This is a genomic window from Desulfosarcina cetonica JCM 12296 (assembly GCF_001311845.1).
In the GTDB taxonomy this organism is placed as follows: domain Bacteria; phylum Desulfobacterota; class Desulfobacteria; order Desulfobacterales; family Desulfosarcinaceae; genus Desulfosarcina; species Desulfosarcina cetonica.
Map to the genome: position 1 here is coordinate 26,179 of NZ_BBCC01000006.1, position 20,662 is coordinate 46,840.

Below are 20,662 nucleotides of genomic sequence, written 5' to 3' on the forward strand. Positions count from 1 at the left end.
ATGGCCATCGACCTAACCGGCATTATCAACGAAAACGAATTTTATACCCACCATTATCTCAGCGCCATCCTCGAAAACGACCTGAAGGAGGTGTTCAGCCAATGGGAAACCCTGAAAAAGGATCAGGATATCCGACCGCCCTACGATCAACTCAAATCCCTGTCACGAGACTATTTCCGGCTGCGCGATCAACATGCCAAGACTCGCCAGGTTGAGGAAAAACGGCAGGCTGAATTTGCCTTCCTGGGCCGTCTGATGGGCGCGCTGGGGTATCCGGTCAATTTTGATATCCGCCAATTGGAGGAAAACCGGTTGTTGCCCATCGCCGGAGAGATAGCCAAAAAAAGCGGCGCCCCGGAGTGTTGGATCATGCATGGGTTCAATCCCAATGGGGATGAACTCGATCCGCTGGAGATCGTGATTGCGGATTATCACTATGGGAAGCACGAATTGCCCGAATTTGATTCCGGCGGGAAGGTTCATCCCATCGAGGGTGAGACCTTCGAAGCGATCGTTTCCCGCCGGGTATTCGGCCTGCCGGAGCCACCGCGCTGGGTGCTGCTGGGCAACCTGGATCAGTTGATGCTTTTGGATCGCGGAAAATGGAACCAGAAACGCTTTTTGCGTTTTGATCTGAAGGAGATTTTCGGGCGCCGGGAACCATCCACGTTCAAGGCCATGGCGGCGCTCTTGCATCGGGACAATGTCTGCCCCGGAGACGGCCTGAGCCTTCTGGATAATCTCGATGAAAATTCCCACAAACATGCCTTTTCAGTCTCCGAGGATTTGAAATACGCCCTACGCCAGTCCATCGAACTGTTGGGCAACGAGGCGGTGGTATATCTCAAGGACGTGCTCAAGGAGAAGATCTACGAGCGTAAACTGGCCGAACAGCTGACCATCGAGTGTCTGCGCTATATGTACCGGCTGTTGTTTCTGTTTTATATCGAGGCGCGGCCTGAACTCGGATATGCGCCCATGGACTCGGAGCAGTATCGCAAGGGTTACAGCCTGGAAAGTCTGCGTGAGCTCGAAATGGTGCCGATCACCACCGAGGAATCGCGCAATGGCACCTATATTCACGAATCAATTCAGTTACTATTTGAAATGATTTACCATGGCCACCCCCGGAAGCAGAAAGACACACAACTGAAAATAGACGGCAAAACCGATTTCCATATCTTTCGTATCACAGCGTTGAATTCACATTTATTCGATCCTGAACGCACCGCGCTATTGAATCGGGTCAAATTCCGCAACCATATCCTCCAAGAGGTGATTAGGCTCATGTCCCTGACCCGGCCCGGCGGCAGGCGGGCGCGGCGGGGGCGGATCTCCTATGCCCAACTGGGCATCAACCAGCTGGGGGCGGTATACGAAGCCCTGCTGTCCTACCGTGGTTTTTTCGCCGAGACCGATCTTTATGAGGTCAAGAAGGCCGGCGAGAAATTCGATGAGCTGAACATCGGTTATTTCGTCAAGGCCGAGGATCTTGAAAAATACACGGATGAGGAGAAGTTCGATGAAACGGGCCATCTGGTGCTGCACCCCAAGGGCAAGTTCATCTATCGGCTGGCAGGCCGCGACCGGGAAAAGTCGGCCTCCTACTATACCCCGGAGGTGCTGACCCGTTGCCTGGTTAAATACGCCCTCAAGGAACTGCTCAAGGATAAAACCGCCGATGAGATCCTGCGGCTTACCGTTTGCGAGCCGGCCATGGGCAGTGCCGCCTTTTTGAACGAAGCCGTCAACCAGCTTGCCGAAGCGTATCTGCAGCACAAACAAAAAGAGCTGGATCAGGATATTCCCCATGACGAATACCTGCAGGAAAAGCAGAAGGTCAAAATGTACATCGCCGACAACAATGTTTTCGGCGTGGACCTGAACCCGGTGGCCGTGGAACTGGCCGAAGTATCCTTGTGGCTGAATACCATCTATAAAGGCGCTTATGTGCCCTGGTTTGGCCTGCAACTCACCTGTGGGAACTCGCTGATCGGTGCCCGGCGCCAGGTGTTCGACAGCCAGTTGCTTAAAAGAGAGAATCGCGGCGATCCGCTGTGGCTGGATGAGGTGCCCACACGCATCCCCTTGGGCGAAAAGCGGCCGGCCAAGAGCGTTTACCATTTTCTGCTGCCGGACAAGGGCATGGCCAACTACACGGACAAGGTAATCAAATCCCTGGCCGGAGACGAAATCGAGACCATCAACGCCTGGCGCAAGGAATTCACCAAATCCTATAAAAAAGCCGATATCGCCCAGCTTGAAAAGCTCTCCGCGGCGGTCGACCGGCTGTGGAACAGCCATGTGAAGGATCTCAGATCCATCCGTCAGCGCACCAGCGACCCCTTGCAGGTGTTCGGACAGCCCGCTCCCCAACAAGGCGCAAGCCAGACCCTCACCCATTTCAAGGACCGGGTCTTTTCCCAGGAACTGCTCTCCCACAATATCCGCAGTTCCAGCGCCTATCGCCGACTTAAGATGGCTATGGATTACTGGTGTGCCCTGTGGTTCTGGCCCATTGAAAAGGCTGATTTATTACCCACCCGTGAGGAATTTCTGTTCGAGATATCCTTGTTATTGGAGGGCGATATCTATTCGTCGGAGCCGGGCGTGGGCGAACAACTTTCCCTTTTTCCGGACACGCGACCCAAGCAGATGTCGCTGGATATGATTGAACGGTTGGGCGTGGTTTGCGTCGATGACCTGAAGGAGAAGTTTGCGCGATTGCGGGTTGTGGAAACGCTGTCCGAATGGTATCGCTTTCTGCATTGGGAATTGGAGTTTGCAGATTTGTTTGAGGATTTGGGTGGTTTGATTTGATTCTGGGGAACCCGCCGTGGCTCAAGGTGGAATGGAACGAAGGCGGCATTCTGGGTGACAAGGAGCCGCAGTTTGTATTGCGGAAAATTTCGGCCTCCAACCTGGCCAAGCTCCGGGACGAGGCCGTGGAGAAATACAACCTACTGTCGGACTATCTCACCGAGTACGAGGACGCGGACGCTACCCAGGGATTCCTCAACGCACTTCAGAATTACCCCATGCTCAAGGGGATCCAGACCAATTTGTATAAATGTTTTCTACCCCAGGCTTGGATGTGGGGTACGGGTGTATCCGCATTTTTGCATCCCGAGGGGATCTATGACGATCCGAAAGGGGGTGGATTTCGCCAGGAGGCTTATTCAAGGTTAAAATATCATTTTCAAATACAAAACCAGTTGATTCTGTTTCCGATTGGCCATCGTGAAAGATTTAGCCTGAATATTTACGGAGAAAAAGGTGAACCTGCTTTTACAACCATAGCAAACATTATACACCCCAGAGTCATTGACGAATCAATGAATCACGATGGAGTAGGTTTAACTCCGGGAATTAAAACCGAAGATGGGAAGTGGAATTTTAAAGGGCATTCAAATCGCGCTATTAAAGTAACCCATAGAGAATTATCTTTATTTGTAGCACTATATGATCCACCTGATACTCCTGTTGATTCTGCCAGATTACCGTCTTTGCATGCCAGAGAACTGATTGCTGTTCTGAGAAAATTTGCAAGTCAACCAAAACGGCTTGGAGATCTTGAAGAGGAATATTTGCCCCTTGAAATGTGGCATGAAACCAATGCGCAAAAAGACGGCACGATTCAGCGCAATACCCGCTTCCCAGGTAGCACCTCAAACTGGATTCTATCCGGCCCTCATTTTTATGTTGGTACGCCTTTTTACAAAACTCCTCGCCAAGTATGCACTGAAAAGGGACATTACGATATACTTGACCTCACTAAACTGCCTGATGACTATCTTCCGCGAACCAACTACATACCAGCTTGCGAAGTCGAGGAATACTTGAGGCGGACGCCGAAGGTGCCTTGGGAGGATGGAAAAGCTGTTACTGACTCTTATAGATTGGTTTCTCGTTCAATGTTAAGCCAATCTGGGGAACGGACTTTGATTTCAAGTATTTTTCCTCCTGCAATAGGCCACATCGATCCATGCTTTTCACTAACCTTTGAAAAAGATAAGAACCTCGTTGCATCTGCATCAGCATTTATTTCATTACCATATGATTTTTATATAAAAACAACAGGAAACCCAAGGTTTAGAAATAATTTGGCCAAGTATCTGCCTCTTATCGAAGGGTTTTTTAACTCATTGATTTCAAATAGAATGATGATTCTTACTTGTCTTTCGATACATTACTCGGAGTTATGGGAAAAACATTGGAACCAAGAGTTCACATCCTTTTTTTGGTCCAAATCGGATACCCGTTTGCCGTCTAAATTCTTTTCCCATCTTACACCCCAATGGAACCGCAACTGCGCCCTGCGTACCGATTACACCAGAAGGCAAGCCCTTGTGGAAATCGACGTCCTTGTGGCCATGACCTTAGGGCTCACCCTGAAAGAGCTAAAGACCATTTACCGGGTGCAATTCCCCGTGATGCGTCAATACGAGTCCGACACCTGGTACGACACCAATGGCCGTATTGTCTTCACCAACTCCAAGGGACTTGTCGGTGTGGGGCTACCCCGCAAGGCCAACCAGCGGGATGCTGCATACGGAATCAACACCCCTGGACGCAGCGAACGTGGAATTCCGCTGGGCTGGGAGGACATCAAGGACGTCTCCCAAGGCACCGTCACCAAGACCTTCATGGACGACACCCAGCCCGGTGGGCCAAAGGAGCGGACCGTGACTTATTTGGCGCCTTTTGACCGCTGCGACCGGGAAAAGGATTATGAAACGGCTTGGGCTTTCTTTGAAAAACGGTTTGGGAAGCACGAATCACACGAATTACACGAATAATGGATGGGAAAAATTACAAAATATTTGGTATATTATGCAGTTTCTAAAAAAGATTAACAATAACGAATAGTTAATTTAAGATGGCTATTCGTGTGATTCGTGTGATTCGTGGTTTTAATATATTTTATCCTTGAAACGTGGTTCAAGCGATACTATATGTGATATCAAAATAGAGATAAAAAAATGGGAAAAGCACAAAAGCTTTTTGAACTTTGGGCCGATACCATTCCGAAAGAGGCCCGCATCCAGGATGTTAAAACCTTTTTAAACAACTATTTCCCGGATATGTGGGACCAAAAGGGCTCTTCGCATATGGTCGTAAGGTGTGAAGCCTTAAAAGAATTCCCGGATTATCAGCCATATGGCGAAATATCTGTTCCGGTTAAAGGCGGGCAGAAGGTAAAAGGGTTTTACATTAAGCAATTGATAAAAGCTGTCCAATTGCTGCAAGAGTTGGGAGATCCATCATGAAAAAAAACCTGAACCATTATCTGGCATTGCCTTATCGGATTGAGATCGTTCACATTCCGGAGGATGAAGGCGGTGGATACATGGCCAGGCTGCCGCAGTTCGGCGCCATGGGTATTGTGGGAGATGGCGATACCAAGGAAGAAGCCCTGGCCGATCTGGAAAACAGCCAACGTGAGCGTTTTCAGTACTATCTCGAAGAAGGGCTTGAAATACCGGAGCCCGAAATTGCGGATGATAATTTCAGTGGGCGTTTTCTGGTCCGTTTGCCAAAATTCCTGCATCGGGAGTTGGCGCAAGCCGCCCAGCAAAATGGCGTCAGTCTGAACCAATACGTTTGCACGTTATTGGCAATGAATTTTCAAACAGACCGGTTGGCGGCAACTGACGGGGATGCAAGATGAAATCCAATCCTTGAATCAATGCATCGGTGCGCTTAAATACCACGTCAAAAAGACAGAGCAGTCTGGAAATTACGATACCCGAACTCTTTTTGCCGACGAATACCCGAAAGCAGCCTAAGAGGTGATATTTTGGTGAAAAAAACGGCAAAACAAGCCATGGAACCGGCGGCCTACAGAGAGTTTTTAAATCAGGTCGAATTGGAAGCTATTCTGCTTGACACCTGTACGCTCAAAACAAATCGGGATAAACTCGGCAGCAACATGAAGCTGGATATCAAGCATGATGCGACATATACCATCGATGAGGATAATGTTGCGTCCATCATTTCCAGCTACGATCTGACAGCCACGAAAACAACCAAAAGAGATTTCGCATTGAAGGCTGTATGCGCTTATCGGGTGATCCTTTCTTCAGAACGACCTTTAAGCGATGATTTCCTGGAAATTTTCATCCGGGTAAACATCCAGATGAATACCTGGCCATATTTTCGCGAGTTTATTCAAAGCATGATCCAACGGGCTGGTTTTCCGCCCCTGACCTTGCCGCTATTCAAACGGTAGGCGGTGAGACGCCATTCGGCGGCCGAGTCAAAAACGGATTTGTCTTGTGAAAACAACTACAAAATTAATTTCAGAATCCGAATACCAGACCATCTTAAAACGGATTGATGTGTTGATGGATGCCCAAAAAGGCACACCAGAACTGGAAGAGCTTATCAGATTAACGCGGATTGCCGAGAGGTACGAGGACGAACATTACCCAATCGGGGTGCCACCATAGGTTCGATTAAAGCCTGTTCCTCACCTATTTCCATCCTCGTTCCATAAATACCTATTCGTGCAATTCGTGTCATTCGTGGTTAACTAAAATGGATACCGGCCAATGATACCCTCCGTTCTCGCCGCGCAGCTCAAGACAGGTGTCGAAGATTTCCTGAAAACCACGTTCCCCGTTTCAACCCCGTTTTTCCACGGCATCATGGACAACCTGCTATCCCAACCGGAAGGGGTCTTCAAAGGCCCCTTTCTTGGTTTGCAGCTTCCTTTTGAGACCGGAAGCCAACGGACCGACATTTTCCCTGAGATCACGCTTCCGTTTCCGCCCTACCTGCATCAGGAACACGCATTTGCACGCCTGTCCGGGCCAAAACCAAAATCCACCATCGTTGCCACTGGAACCGGTTCAGGCAAGACCGAGTGTTTTTTGTACCCGATCCTGGATCATTGTTACCGCCACCGGGGCGAGCCGGGCATCAAGGCCATTTTGATCTACCCCATGAACGCCCTGGCCAGCGACCAGGCCACCCGCCTGGCCAGGATGATTTATGGGGATACCAACCTGAAGGGCAATGTCACCGCCGGCTTGTTCGTGGGGCAGAGCGAAAAAGACCCACGCATGGGGATGTCCGACGATGCCATCATCAGCCACAAGGACACGCTGCGGCACAGCCCACCGGACATTCTGCTCACCAATTACAAAATGCTGGACTATCTTCTCATCCGGGCCAAGGACTACCCCTTGTGGCAACACAACCGGCCCGAGACCCTGCGGTACCTGGTGGTGGATGAACTGCACACCTTTGACGGCGCCCAGGGGACGGACCTGGCCTGCCTGCTGCGCCGGCTGAAGGCCCGGCTGGATACGCCCCAAGGGGTTCTTTGCTGCGTCGGCACCTCGGCCACCCTGGGAGAAAAAAGCGAAGCCAACCGCCTGGTGGCCTATGCATCCCAGATTTTCGGCGAAACCTTGGACGATGAAGGCCTGATTACCGAATACCGGGTATCGGCCGGTGCTTTTCTGGAAAAAAGCCTGATATCCCAGGTGGATATCGTTCCCCTGGCCAAGGCGGATCAACTCAACCCCGAACAATACACGGATTTTGCAGACTACATTGCTGCCCAACACGCCCTCTGGTTCAACGAAACCATTCCCAGGGATGAGATTCTCGACGGTTCCTGGCGCATCGACCTTTGCGAGCGGCTCAAGGGGCACCTTTTTTTCAGAACCTGCTCAAGGTGCTGGGGGGACGCGTGCGCCGCTGCAGCGACATCCTGGTCGACCTTCAGCGCGTGACACCAGAGTTCAGATCCGCACCGGATGCCTACAAACACGACATCCTGGCCAGCCTGGCGGCGCTGGTCTCCTCGGCCGTGGAAGAGAAAAACGGTATGCGCACGCCTTTTTTGCATGTGCGCTACCATTTATGGTTGCGGGAATTGCGCCGCATGGTCGGGGCCGTGGCCAATCCACCGGCACTGCACTTTGCCGACGATCTCAACGACGATCAATTAAAACAGCACCTGCCCCTGATCCACTGCCGGGACTGCGGCAGCATGGGGTGGGCCGGCGTCAAGCGCCAGCACGACAGTGCGGTGAACACGGATCTGCAGAACGTTTATCTCTGTTTTTTCGCAACGATCCAAAAATCGTGTTTCTCTTTCCGGAAACCGCCGAACCGCAGGATATCCAGGCCGACGTCCAGTTTTATCTCTTATGCCCGCATTGTATTCATCTGACCACCCAATTGACCGCCGATGACTGCCCCAACTGCGGACAGGGGGGTATGATTCGGGTGTTTGCCCCCAACAATCGTGTTGCGCGGAGCAACCACCAGATCGGTACACACCACTGCCCGTATTGTGGTGCCCATAACGGGTTAACGATATTGGGATCGCGAGCGGCCAGCCTGACCAGTGTACTGATTGCCCAGCTTTATGCATCCACCTTCAATGATGACAAGAAACTGCTGACCTTTTCCGATTCCGTGCAGGACGCGGCCCATCGGGCCGGTTTTTTTGCCGGACGAACCTACCGTTTCAATATGCGCAGTGCCCTGCAGCAGTATGTCCAGGAATTTGGTGATGGTTCCCGGCTGGACACCATCCCCGCCGGTTTCATTCGGCATTGGCTGTCAACAATGGGCGAAGCGGCCTTCATTGCCACATTTATCGCACCGGACATGGGCTGGTTTGCCGATTACGAGGCACTTAAAAGCACCGGCAGGGTTCCAGCGGATGCCACGCTCCTCGACGATGTGAAGCAGCGGATTGCCTGGGAGATCTATACCGAATATGGTTTTCGTTGCCGCATCGGTCGGACCCTGGAAAAAACCAGCTCATCCGTGGCGCTGCCGGATGGGGAATTGCTTGATCGGGTGGTTGATACGGCCCTGGAAGCGCTGTGCAACGAGATCGGCGGCCTGCGCCAACTGGATGCGCTGACCCTGAAACGGTTTATCCTGGGGTTGATCGCCCATCTCAGGCATCAGGGGGGCGTGCATCATCCGGTTCTGGATCGGTACATCGATGGGTTGGGCAATACCTTTTTGCTCAGCCAAGTGCCTTGGATGCCCAATTTCGGTATCAATACACGGGCACCGGCATTTCTATCGACCAAACGCACGCAACGTTTCGATCCGCTGCTGGGTGGTGGGGCACGGCGAACCACCTGGTACACGGCATGGGCCGATAAATGTCTGGCACCGGTTTACCCGCTGGTAACCGAGCTGGTCCCAACGATTTATGAAATTGTATTAAAGGCCCTGTGTGATGGCGGCCTGCTGAGGGAAAAACGGGTCAAGGGTGAGCGGGTGTGGGGGATCGTGCCCGAGGCGCTTTGCATCAGCCGTGACGTGATTCAGTTTCGTTGCCAAGCCTGTGGTCATGAAACGTCGGCGGCGGTGATCGAGTCGGATGGGTGGACCGATTCGCCATGCCTGCGGTTTCACTGTACGGGCACCTATCAGGCGCTACCTCCAAAGACGGATTACTACGCCAAGCTCTATGCCTCGGGCGATGTGGGGCGTATTTTTGCCGAAGAGCATACCGGTCTGTTGGATCGGGACGCCCGGGAAGCCCTGGAAACACGTTTTAAAAGCAAAGACCGCGAACCATGGGATCCTAATCTGTTGTCCTGCACACCAACCTTGGAGATGGGTATCGATATCGGTGATCTCTCCTCGGTAATTCTGTGCTCCGTGCCGCCCGCCCAGGCAAACTACCTGCAGCGCATCGGCCGAGCCGGCCGGCGGGACGGCAATGCTTTGAATCTGACGGTCGCCAATGCCAGGCCCCACGATCTTTACTTTTTTTCAGAGCCGGAATCGATGATTGCCGGCCAGCTCGATCCGCCGGGGGTGTTTCTGAATGCGTCGGCGGTATTGGAACGACAATTCACGGCATTTTGCATGGACCGCTGGGTTGAAATGGGGATTACCGAAGGCGCCATGCCCCCTCAATTACGACAGGTATTGGGAAACCTCGATAAACCCGATCCAGGCAAGTTCCCGCATAATTTCCTCGAATTCATCGAGCTTCACCGCACGGATCTGGTTGGTCGGTTCCTGAATATTTTCGCGCTGTCACTGACGGATGATTCGATCCATCACATCAAGCAATTTGTCCAAGGCGATCGGGATACGCTGGGCAGCCTGACGTATCGGATCATCGATGGGCTTCATTTTCACGCCAAAGAACGCGAATCGATAAAGAAAAAAGTGACGGCCCTAAGTTCGCAGATTCGCAAAAAAAAAGAACACCACGCCAAAGACCAGCATTTCCAGAAAGAACTCGACGAGCTGGTACGGGAAAAAAGCGCCCTTCAGGCGTTGGTCACCCGGATCAACGATCGCCAGACACTGCAATTCTTCTCAGATGAAGGCCTGATCCCCAACTACGCGTTCCCCGAAGCCGGCGTGCTGTTACGTTCCATTATCTACCGACGGCGTAAGACAGTGCGCGAAGGGGAAAGCAACTATGAAACCTTCAGTTTCGACTATGAACGGCCGGCAGTCAGCGCCATCAGCGAACTGGCCCCGGAAAACAGCTTTTACGCGGGTGGCCGTAAGGTAAAGGTTGATCAGGTAGATCTGACGGTTTCCGAAATCGAGATCTGGCGTTTCTGTACGCAATGCGCCCACCATGCCCTGGTCGGCAAGTCCCCGGAAACCAGTACGTGCCCTCATTGTGGAAGTGCCATGTGGTCGGATGCCGGGCAAAAACGGCAGATGATCCGCATGCGCCAGGTATTTGCCACGACCTCGGATCGCGAAAGCCGCATCAGCGATGACAGCGATGATCGGGAACCCTCATTTTGCAACAAGCAGATGATGATCGGTTACCATGAAACCGACATCACCGATGCTTACGTGATCGATGGTGACGAACTGCCTTTTGGCCTGGAGTTTCTCAAACGGGTGAACCTGCGGGAGATCAACTTTGGCGAAAAGGACGATGCCGGAGAAAACCTGACCATTGCCGGTATTGATTCCCCTCGCAAGGGATTCGTCATCTGCAAGCACTGCGGGAAGGTGCAGGGTCAAAGCGATGAGATTCAGCATGCCTTGTGGTGTCGTGCAAGAAAAAAAGAGTCGGAGGACAACCTGACCCAATGCGTCTATCTTTATCGTGAATTCTCCTCCGAGGCGATCCAGTTGCTGCTGCCGGTAACCACATTTGAAGGCTCCGAAAAGAAACTTCACAGCTTTGTTGCCGCATTGCATCTGGGGCTAAAAAAAGTATTCGGCGGAAACATTGACCATCTGCAGACGGCCGTGCATGAAGAACCGGTCCCCAATTCGACCTATCGCAAAAAATATCTTGTCCTTTACGATACCGTCCCCGGTGGGACCGGATATATCAAGCAATTGATGCGGTCGGAAAAGCCGTTGTTCGAGGTTCTTGAGGTTGCATTGGAAACACTGAAAACCTGCCCCTGCAACCGGGACCCGGAAAAGGATGGATGCTATCAATGCCTGTATGCCTATCGACGAAGCTACACCATGGCCGGAACGTCAAGAGAGACGGCCAAAGCCATGCTGACCGAAATTCTTCAGCATAAGGATAAGCTGATCCGTAGGCAGTCATTGAAAGACGTACAGATCAATTCGCTTTTTGACAGCGAGTTGGAAGCAAAGTTTATCGAGGCACTGCGTCGTGTTCGCGTGGATGACATTCCCGCCAGGCTGACCAAGGCGGTTGTCAATGGAAAGCCAGGTTATTTCTACAAAATCGGGCGCCATACCTACACGATCGAGCCGCAGGTCCAGCTGGGCGCCGCCGATGGAATCAATGTTCCTTCCAAAGCTGATTTCCTCTTTCGGCCATCACGGATGCAGGACGGGGTCAAGCCGCTGGTGGTGTTTACCGATGGGTTCTATTACCACAAAACACGGATTGGTCAGGATATGGCACAGCGGTATGCCATTTCAAGATCCGGTAAATTCCATGTCTGGTCACTTTCCTGGAAAGACCTGGAGAACCAGTATAAAAGCCAAGGGGCGTTCTTTAACAACTATCTAAGCATCACCGACAACGGGAAAAACGCAAACTATAATCGGCTGATGGCTTCCTTCAAGATCGAAAAACTGTTGAATCTGAACACGACGGACAGCTTCAACTGGCTGGTCCGTTTCCTATCCGCACCCGATGAGAATCGTTGGCAATACCACGCGTTTGTTAATGGTTTGTTGCATCTTGATCATAAGCGTTTTGCCAAGGACGAAGAAAGAGTGGCCTGGGTAGAACAGCTACAGGCACGTTTTCCCGAGGAGATTGCAGAACAGGCCGGAAGCATAGAACCGCCGTGCTACTATGGTTTGTTTGAAACCAGTGCGGATGAGGATTTTATCAATGCATTTTTTTCGATTGATAAAAATTCCCTCAACAAAGGGAACCCATCCGGCCTTTATACGGCATGGTGTCTTTCCGATGGACCGACGGAACGTGAGAAAGCCGATTTCGAAGCGGCATGGAATGGTTTCCTTCGTTGTTATAATCTGTTCCAATTTTTAGGAAATGCGTTTTTCTCAACCACCGAAGGCAAGGTTACGGGACAGGTGTATCGGAAGGCATCCACCGCTCAAGATGCGGTTTCGGAAGCGGCAAAGGAAAACCCGGATGCATGGGAAGAAGTTAAATCGTTGACCGATAATTCCTTGCATGGCCTTGTCGATAAAATGGCGGAAAACGGGTGGGCTGTCCCGGAAGTCGGTTTTGAGCTTGAATCCGATACGGGTGAAATTATCGGTGAAGCTGAACTTGCCTGGGCTGAGCAGAAAGTGGCACTTCTCACTCAAGCGCACCTTCGCTTCAAGGATGCATTTACCTCATTGGGTTGGTGGGCCGTGGAAATTGAATCCGTTCTTGATGATCAGGCCGGTTTTCTTGACCGTGCTCTGCGCTAAAAAACCGTTTTCGTATCCCTTCTATCCTCGGCTTACGTAAAGGCAACTGATGAAGAAAAATAAATCGAAAATCAAAGTGGCCATCGCCTCGGATTTTTTTACCTCATTTTCCAAGGTACCCCGAAAACAGCAGGCCAAAGTCCTCGATTTCATCAACAAGTTCAGGTCAGATCCCATGCTCCCCGGCATCAACTATGAACGTATCGTCTGTGCCAAGGACCCCAACATGCGCTCCGTGCGCATCGATCAATCCTACCGGGGCATCGTGTTGAAACCGGAATCGGGAAATGTCTATGTGCTCTTGTGGGTGGACCACCACGATGAAGCGTATCGATGGGCTGAGAACAAAACGTATCAGATTCATCCGGAAACCGGCAGTCTACAGGTAATTGACGTGGAGGCTGGTGATCCGTCGCAAGTGATCGCTGAATCACAGTCGGATGATGGGGAAAAGGGCCTGTTTGACGATGTGCGTGATCGACACCTGCTAAAGCTGGGTGTACCCGAGCAGCAGCTTCAAGTGGTGAGAGGGGTGAGAGATGAATCGGATCTCGACCGATTAGCTGGCCAAATTCCCCAGGAAGCCTACGAATCCTTGTTTTTCATAGCCAGTGGCTACAGCCTGGAAGACGTCTTCCAGGAAATTGAAGCGTCCGAGGCGAAAAAGCCTGTTGATACCGAGGATTTTGGGGCGGCACTGGAAAATCCTGATTCAAGACGCCGCTTTTACGTTGTGGAAGATGACCTCGAGCTGGCCGCAATGCTCAATGCACCGCTTGAAAAATGGCGTGTTTTTCTGCATCCCTCCCAGCAAAAACTGGTTGAACGGTCCTGGAACGGTCCGGTCCGGGTATTGGGAGGTGCCGGGACCGGGAAAACCGTGGCCGCCATTCATCGTGCCAAGTGGCTGGCGCAGCACCTTTTCAACGATGAGAACGATCGCATTCTTTTTACCACTTTTACGAGAAACCTGGCCGCCGATATTCAGGACAACCTCAGTAAAATCTGCTCCAAGGATGTGTTGAGACGAATCGAGGTGGCCAATCTGGACCGATGGGTGGCAACCTTTTTGCGGCGCAATGGGTACGAATACGAGATCGATTACGGGAATCGCACGGATCAACTATGGAAGCAGGCCGTGGACATGGCACCCGATGGGTTAAATCTTGAGCCTTCGTTTTATCGGGAAGAGTGGGAACGGGTTGTTCAACCCCAGGCGATTTCATCCGCCAATGAGTACATGCAGGCCAGTCGAATCGGCCGGGGCATCCGCTTAAACCGTAAAGCTCGAAAAAGCGTGTGGTCCGTGTTTGAAGAATACTGGGCATTGCTGAATGAAAATGGTTTGAGAGAACCGGCGGATGCCATGCAAGACGCCCGCCTGTTGCTGGCCAATAAGAATGAGGATTTGCCTTACCGGGCAATCGTTGTGGATGAAGCCCAGGATATGGGGATTCAGGCCTTCAGTTTGATCCGGCAGATGGTTCCGGAGGGCAAGAACGATCTTTTCATCGTTGGCGATGCACATCAGCGAATCTATCGGCACAAAGTCGTATTGGGTCAATGTGGGATAAATATCGTCGGGAGAAGTCGAAAACTGAAAATTAATTACCGGACCACTGACGAAACGCGGGCCTGGGCCATCAGCCTGCTCAAAGGGTTGTCCATCGATGATCTTGACGGCGGCACTGACGACCAGAAAGGGTACAAATCGTTGCTGCATGGCGTCTATCCAGAGGTGAAAATCTTCTCCGGTTTTAAGGAAGAGGTCGATTTTATTGCCGACTATCTGAATACAATAAAAACGGACACGGGTGTATTAAACGGTATTTGCCTGGTCGCCAGAACAAACAACCTGCTCATGCAATATCAGAACTCATTAAAGGAAAAAGATATCGACGTGTATATGGTCAAACGCAGCGAAGCCGAGGATCGCCAAGCGCCGGGCGTTCGTCTGGGCACCATGCATCGTGTGAAAGGTCTCGAATTCGATCATGTCATCATTGCCGGCGTCAACGATGGAATAATTCCGCTTGAAAGCATTGGGGCGCGATCCTCTGACCCCACCGTAAAGGTCGACTCAGAGATCAGTGAGCGAGCATTGTTGTATGTTTCTGCGACACGGGCGAAAAAGGCGGTCGTTGTAACTGCTTTTGGCAAGGCGAGCCGATTTATCATTTGAGACTGAATGTTTGCTGCCGCTGGCCGTCAGCGCGGCAAACGCGATCTCTTCCGAATCAAGGATCGTCAAGGTATCCGCCACGTTTTTTTCAATGCGGCGGCAACGTTGCCTTAATGTAAATTAGATATGCGGCTTCACGGTGTCTTATTGTTCCTGATCCGGGAGAGCCTTCAGGGGGATGACATGCGGTTTGTCTTGCACGCGTCCGACTTCAACCGCCACGCCATAAACCGACGCGATCGTTTCAGCCGTCAGGGCAATCGCCGGATCGCCAGAGGCGGCAATCCGGCCTTGATCCAACACGATGACCGTGTCCGCATAGCGTGCGGCCAAATTGAGGTCATGCATGGAGATGATGGCCGACAAGGCGTTGGTTTTTACCAAATGACGTAGCAAGTCCATGACTTCGAGCTGGTGACGAATATCGAGATTACTGGTGGGTTCGTCCAGCAGGAATACCTCGGCCTCCTGGGCAATGGCCCTGGCAAGGGTCACTCTTTGCTGCTGTCCGCCATTGATCGCTCCGAAGTCCTTCATCGCGAGGTCTTGGACGCCCATCCGCTCGAGGGCCTTGAAGGCCTTCTCAAGATCCTTCTTGCCGGTATGCCCGTTCCCATGAGGGTACCGGCCCAGAAGGACCATGTCGATGACGTTGAACGGGAAGATCTCGCCGCTGGTTTGCGGCACATAGGCCATGCGTTTGGCAATCGCCTTGCGGCCCAGGCCCCGGATCGGCCTGCCGCCCAGTTCGATACTGCCTTTTTGCGGCCGCAGCAGGCCGTCGATGCATTTGAGCAACGTGGATTTGCCGGCACCGTTGGGACCCAGCAAGGCCAGAATCTGTCCCGGCAACAGGTCGAAAGTGATGCGATCAAGCACCGGCCGATCTTCGTAAAAAAAGACCAAATCGTCGACGTTCAGTATTTCGATAAAAATGGAGTGATTTGGCTCAAGGTGGGCGCGGATAAACGACGAGTCAACTCCAAGGAAGAATTACGAAGACTTTTCCAGGTCTCCGATCAGTTCCATGCGGACGAACTGCCGACCAAAGCAGGGGTGGAGACATTGGACAAGTTGCGGTTTCGAGATTTTCTGCGCGACATCTACAAACGCAATTTTCCGGAAGACCCGTCGGAATTGTTGCGACTGCTGCAGAACATGAACCTGGCAACCGACGGTGGAATGCTGAACTTGGCCGGGGTGCTGATGTTCGCCGAACGCCCTGAATGGATTAAACCCCAGTTCGTGGTTAAGGCCATCCGCTACCCGGGCAACGAGATTCACGTTACCGATTACGTGGATACCGAAGACTTTGCAGGCACCCTTAAAAAGATCTTCGACGATGCCCTTGCGTTTGTAATGCGGAACCTTCACAAGATCCAGGCCGGACGGGGTGTGAATGCCCCGGGACTACCCGAAATCCCGGAAAGCGTTTTTGAAGAGCTTTTGGTGAACGCCTTGGTACACCGTGATTATCTGGTGAGTGCGCCGGTTCGTCTGTTTATTTTCGACAACCGCATCGAGATTATCAGTCCCGGGCATTTGCCGAACAATCTGACCGTGGAAAAGATACTGGTCGGCAATTCGAATATCCGCAATCCGATCCTTGTTTCCTATGTTGCCAAGGGGCTGCTGCCCTATCACGGATTGGGCTCCGGCATCAAACGCGCCTTGGACGCTTGGCCGCAAATTGATTTCATTGATGACCGTGATGGTTGCCTCTTTATTGTAAAAGTTCACCGGAAATCGGTGGAAAAAACAACACCGGCCTCAATGCCGTCCAAAACGTCGGTGAAAACGTCGGTGAAAATCTTGGCGCTTTTAAGCCGCAACAAGCATCTAACCATACCGGAACTGGCTGGGTTAATTGGCGTGACCGAACGTTCCATCGAAAGAAATATCCGTAAATTGCAGGATCAGGGCCGGCTTCGGCGCATCGGGCCGGCCAAAGGCGGTCATTGGGAAGTAATTCAATCCTGACGGATTCGTAAAAAGCCCAATATCGGCGTTACGCGTATCCTTCGTCATTGCGGAGTACGCTAAGTACGCCTCATTCCTCAGGATTCGCAAGCCTTGATCTTGGGCTTTTTACGAATCCGTCGGAAATGCGACTTTTTACGAGTTCATCAATCCTAAACGGGGCGATTGTCGAGAACGGATCAATGAATCAAAAACAAACATCCAGTGCGGCGCCATACGTCCGATCCGTCGCCGGATAGCCGCTGAGATTTTCATAGTCTTCATCAAGCAGGTTGTTGACATAGACCTTCAGGGTGGCATTTTCCAAAAAGCCCCATCTTTTAAACAGGGTTTGCTTAACCGCCAGGTCGAACACGTGATAGGCGTCCATGGCGATTTCCGAAAATGCCCATACATCCGGGGCGACCTCTTCCGCCTTTTGGATCACCTGGTCGTCCTGGTATTTATAGTCGAGTAGCAAGGTCGTGTTTGGCAGCAATCGATAGCGCAGACCGGCGTTGACCCTGTTTTGGGCGACATTGTCGATGGCGTCTTCTCCGGCCAGTTCTCCCCCCTTGTTTTCGAATTTCTGATAGGCATACCCGCAATAAAAGAAGAGATCGTCCATGAGATGACCGCTGAGCTGTACTTCAATGCCGTGGCGCACGATCTTTTCAAGATTGATAACGTAATCCTTGTATTCCATGCCGGGCGTGACCGAATTCCCGCCGCCGGGTGTGTACTTAGAGAAGTTGCCGTTCCAGGCAAGATAATCCTTGATTTCATAATAGGCGTAATTGACCTTGAGCTCAATATCGTTGATCAACCGCCGGGTAAGCACCAAATCGTAACCCATGCCGTGTTCGGGCTCGGTCCATACCCCCACCGGCCGTCCCGCATAATTGAAATCCGCGAAGTTGACTGGTGCGCGCCAGATGCGGCTGACGCCGAGCGAAACGGAGGTATCCCGCAGTCCGGCGGCCAAGTCATCCAAGTCATAGGTGAGAAAGGACTTGGGCAGCCAGCCGTCGAAACTTCTCTCGATCCATCGCGGCTGCCCGCTAATCATCAGCGCACCGGTGCTGGAGGACATGTTGTCCGTCCATGTGTCGGCATGTTCGTACCGGAGACCGGCGGTCAGGGTCAACCGCGGGATGATCCGCCAGCGGTGCTGAGCAAAACCGGCCCGGGTTTCCACCCGTTTCTGATCATCGAAGGCGGCGGGCGATCCCTGTTTGGTGTCAAAGCCGTCGAGAAACTGCTGAACCTCGGCGCCGATAACGGTTTCATGGGCATCCGAGAACCGGATCGTATCCTGCAATTTGGCGCCCCGCGTATACCAGGTGGCCTCCCAGCCGGCATCGTAAACGATTCCCGTGGTGTTTTTGCGCAGGGTCGTCCGTTTCCACGCTTCCTCGTTGTAGTAGGCATTCAGGTACCAGTCCCCCAGCGGCGAGGGTTGGAGATAATTCAGGCGGAAGGCGTTGGCCGTTCCATCGTATGCGGGCGACTGCCATTCGAAATAGGAAGATTGGTTTACCGTTGGATAATCGCCGTCATGATCCCCCAAGGCGGCGTCATTGTTCACCGGGATTTCCCGCTCCCCTTGGCTATGGTTGACGGTCAAGGTGATATAACCGGTTGACGGCAGCAGGTAACCGATCCGCCCAAACGCCGAATCGATATCCGCCTCGGAATGTCTCAGGTAGCCGTCGGTGCTGTATCGTTGATATCCCGCATCGTAAACCAAATCGCCGATACCGCCGGTTGCGGTGATGCTGTGATTTTGGGTGTTGTAGGATTTATAACTGGTGGCGACATGGACCCGGGGCTTGATGGTGTCATACCGTTCGGGCCTTCGGGTGACCAAATTGATCACCCCGCCGATGCTCTGCGCCGGATACAATGCCGAATGCGGCCCGGGTAGAATCTCGACGTTTTCGATTAAATCGGTCGGCAATAACGAATAATCCACCACATGATAGCTCTGGCGTCCGCCGGGTTTGTGAATGTTCGACCCGTCAACGGCGGTAACGAAGCGGCTGCTGCCAACCCCCCGCATCCAGAAGGCATCCTCACCGTCCACGATATCGCCGGGAACCAGATCCGAGCCTTTCTGAAATCCAGAATCGGCTGGTCCTTGAGAATATCCCCGATGTTCTGCACGCTGCCGATCGTCTCGTAGGCCCCCACGTCGATGGTCGTCATTTGTGGTGTTTGGGTGATTTCAGGTTCGATGCTTTTCTCGCTGACCACCACATCGTCAAGCTTGTGGACCGACGTTTCTGCGCCAAGCACCTTGCCCGCGAAAATCAACCCGTACAGACAAAATCCCAATATCGCTATTCGCATTCCGCTTCGCTTCGTCCAACGCCCGTGCATGTCCATACGCCTCGTCTCCAAATGAAAAAAGCCATGACGGCAATTCACCTCAATTAGGGAAAAGCCTTCATGGCTCTACTGGACCGTCGCAGTAAATGACTATGGGAAATGGTACCGGATTTTTGCCCGATGGCTTCAGCCATCTGTTGGTAACGCATCTTTATATAGCGAAACGGACGGCCGGTCTTTTGCGCCATGCACTTTCTTTATTGCGCGACGCACAATGTCGAAACGCGGGACTTATCGGCGGAAGGTATTCGGGGGCGTGCCGAAACGCCGACGAAAGGCGGTGGTGAAGTTTGCCTGGCTGTTGTACCCCACGGAAAGCGCGATTTCCGACAGGCTGAGGTCCGAATTGTCGAGCAGGAAACGGGCCTTGGAAAGCCGCTCCCGCCGCAGGAGGGCAAAGGCGGTGCCGCCGTACAGGGCCTTGAAACCGCGGTTGAGTTTGTTGCGGTTGAGACCGACGCTGCGGCTCAAATCGACCAGGCTGGGAGGATGATCCAAACGGGTCAACAAGATATGGTACGCCTCTTTGACCCGGTCGACGTCCCGGCGGTCCAGCTCCGGCGAGACCGGGCAATGCCCGGGGACCCGCTCGGCCATGTTGAGCGCAACCAGTTCGAGGGCCTTGGCCTCGAGAAAAACGTTGCGAATGTCACCGGTGTAAGGACAGCCCATGATCTGTTCAAGAACATGCAGGGTCTTGGCACTGAAACGGGTTTGCCGGTAAACCGGCTTGTCTTTCCATGAGCCGTGGGCCGTTGCCGTCAGATGGGCCAGGCACTCGGGCGGCGAGGGGAACAGGTCGCAAAAAGCCGCGACGGAAAAATGCAGGGAAACGCCGGCAACATGCCGGTCCGGAAAAATGTCGACGGTTCCTTGTGTTTTGGGCAAGTAGGCTATCACACCGTCTCCGGGGACACGTTCGGCCACCGTTGTCGACCGGTGCCCCTGGCGCATGGTGCAACGCATGCGCTGGGACAAGGAAAAACAAAAAGAGACCGGCGCCCGGTCGATTTCATATTTCATGCAAATTTGCCGATCCAGGGTATGATCGGCCATCACCAACCGGACGCCGGGCCGGATGCGGATACTCTCGCAACGCAGGTACGGATAAAAACCGTGGTCATCGATGCCCACATCCTCGCAAGGATCACTGCGCTTGCCGAGTTCCGAAAGCGTCAATCTGTTATCGTTTGGCCGGACATCGATGCGCCGTTTCATTTCGCTGTTCCCATCTATCCCGTTACCATCTTTCCAATTGCCGGGCCATAACAGATT

The 20,662-nt window shown here is 52.5% G+C and carries 13 protein-coding genes; 10 read left to right on the forward strand and 3 right to left on the reverse strand.

What is annotated here, in order from left to right; all coding sequences use genetic code 11:
• From JCM12296_RS41245 to JCM12296_RS02415, 9 genes are all read left to right on the forward strand, one after another.
• Complete coding sequence (locus JCM12296_RS41245) at positions 1-2,820, forward strand: hypothetical protein (protein ID WP_218187941.1); 2,820 nt, start codon at positions 1-3, stop codon at positions 2,818-2,820.
• Positions 2,817-4,799, forward strand: coding sequence for a hypothetical protein (locus JCM12296_RS41250; RefSeq protein ID WP_218187942.1), 1,983 nt, complete (start codon positions 2,817-2,819; stop codon positions 4,797-4,799). The genes JCM12296_RS41245 and JCM12296_RS41250 overlap by 4 nt, the downstream gene beginning before the upstream one ends.
• A 183-nt stretch (positions 4,800-4,982) precedes the next feature.
• Positions 4,983-5,270 carry a hypothetical protein gene (locus tag JCM12296_RS02385; protein ID WP_054689384.1) on the forward strand — a complete coding sequence of 96 codons (288 nt, stop codon included), beginning with the start codon at positions 4,983-4,985 and terminating at the stop codon, positions 5,268-5,270.
• Complete coding sequence (locus tag JCM12296_RS02390; RefSeq protein ID WP_054689386.1) at positions 5,267-5,671, forward strand: type II toxin-antitoxin system HicB family antitoxin; 405 nt, start codon at positions 5,267-5,269, stop codon at positions 5,669-5,671. Before JCM12296_RS02385 ends, JCM12296_RS02390 begins: the two co-directional genes overlap by 4 nt.
• 132 nt (positions 5,672-5,803) lie before the next feature.
• Positions 5,804-6,232, forward strand: coding sequence for a protein-export chaperone SecB (locus JCM12296_RS02395; RefSeq protein WP_157067313.1), 429 nt, complete (start codon positions 5,804-5,806; stop codon positions 6,230-6,232).
• 322 nt (positions 6,233-6,554) lie between these two features.
• On the forward strand, positions 6,555-7,745 hold the full coding sequence (locus JCM12296_RS02400; protein WP_054689390.1) for a DEAD/DEAH box helicase: 1,191 nt from the start codon (positions 6,555-6,557) through the stop codon (positions 7,743-7,745).
• Positions 7,703-8,188: a hypothetical protein gene (locus JCM12296_RS39600; RefSeq protein WP_054689392.1), complete on the forward strand. Its 486-nt coding sequence runs from the start codon at positions 7,703-7,705 to the stop codon at positions 8,186-8,188. The genes JCM12296_RS02400 and JCM12296_RS39600 overlap by 43 nt, the downstream gene beginning before the upstream one ends.
• Positions 8,101-12,855 (forward strand): DUF1998 domain-containing protein, encoded by a 4,755-nt coding sequence (locus tag JCM12296_RS02410; RefSeq protein ID WP_172683735.1) that lies wholly within the window; start codon positions 8,101-8,103, stop codon positions 12,853-12,855. The genes JCM12296_RS39600 and JCM12296_RS02410 overlap by 88 nt, the downstream gene beginning before the upstream one ends.
• A gap of 49 nt (positions 12,856-12,904) precedes the next feature.
• Positions 12,905-15,037, forward strand: a complete 2,133-nt coding sequence (locus JCM12296_RS02415; protein ID WP_054689396.1) for a UvrD-helicase domain-containing protein — start codon at positions 12,905-12,907, stop codon at positions 15,035-15,037.
• A 144-nt stretch (positions 15,038-15,181) separates the two neighbouring features.
• Here JCM12296_RS02415 and JCM12296_RS37775 read toward each other — a convergent pair whose 3' ends face one another.
• Positions 15,182-15,916 (reverse strand): ABC transporter ATP-binding protein, encoded by a 735-nt coding sequence (locus JCM12296_RS37775; RefSeq protein WP_246803923.1) that lies wholly within the window; start codon positions 15,914-15,916, stop codon positions 15,182-15,184.
• Positions 15,917-15,991: 75 nt separating this feature from the next.
• Here JCM12296_RS37775 and JCM12296_RS02425 point away from each other — a divergent pair, with 75 nt between their 5' ends.
• On the forward strand, positions 15,992-17,017 hold the full coding sequence (locus JCM12296_RS02425) for an ATP-binding protein (RefSeq protein ID WP_246803924.1): 1,026 nt from the start codon (positions 15,992-15,994) through the stop codon (positions 17,015-17,017).
• A 187-nt stretch (positions 17,018-17,204) separates the two neighbouring features.
• On the opposite strand, the gene JCM12296_RS02430 is transcribed toward JCM12296_RS02425, so the two are convergent.
• A complete protein-coding gene (locus JCM12296_RS02430) occupies positions 17,205-19,082 on the reverse strand; it encodes a TonB-dependent receptor (protein ID WP_083455734.1) in 1,878 nt (625 codons plus the stop codon).
• 536 nt (positions 19,083-19,618) lie between these two features.
• A complete protein-coding gene (locus tag JCM12296_RS02440; protein WP_054689403.1) occupies positions 19,619-20,605 on the reverse strand; it encodes an AraC family transcriptional regulator in 987 nt (328 codons plus the stop codon).
• Positions 20,606-20,662 lie beyond the last annotated feature (57 nt).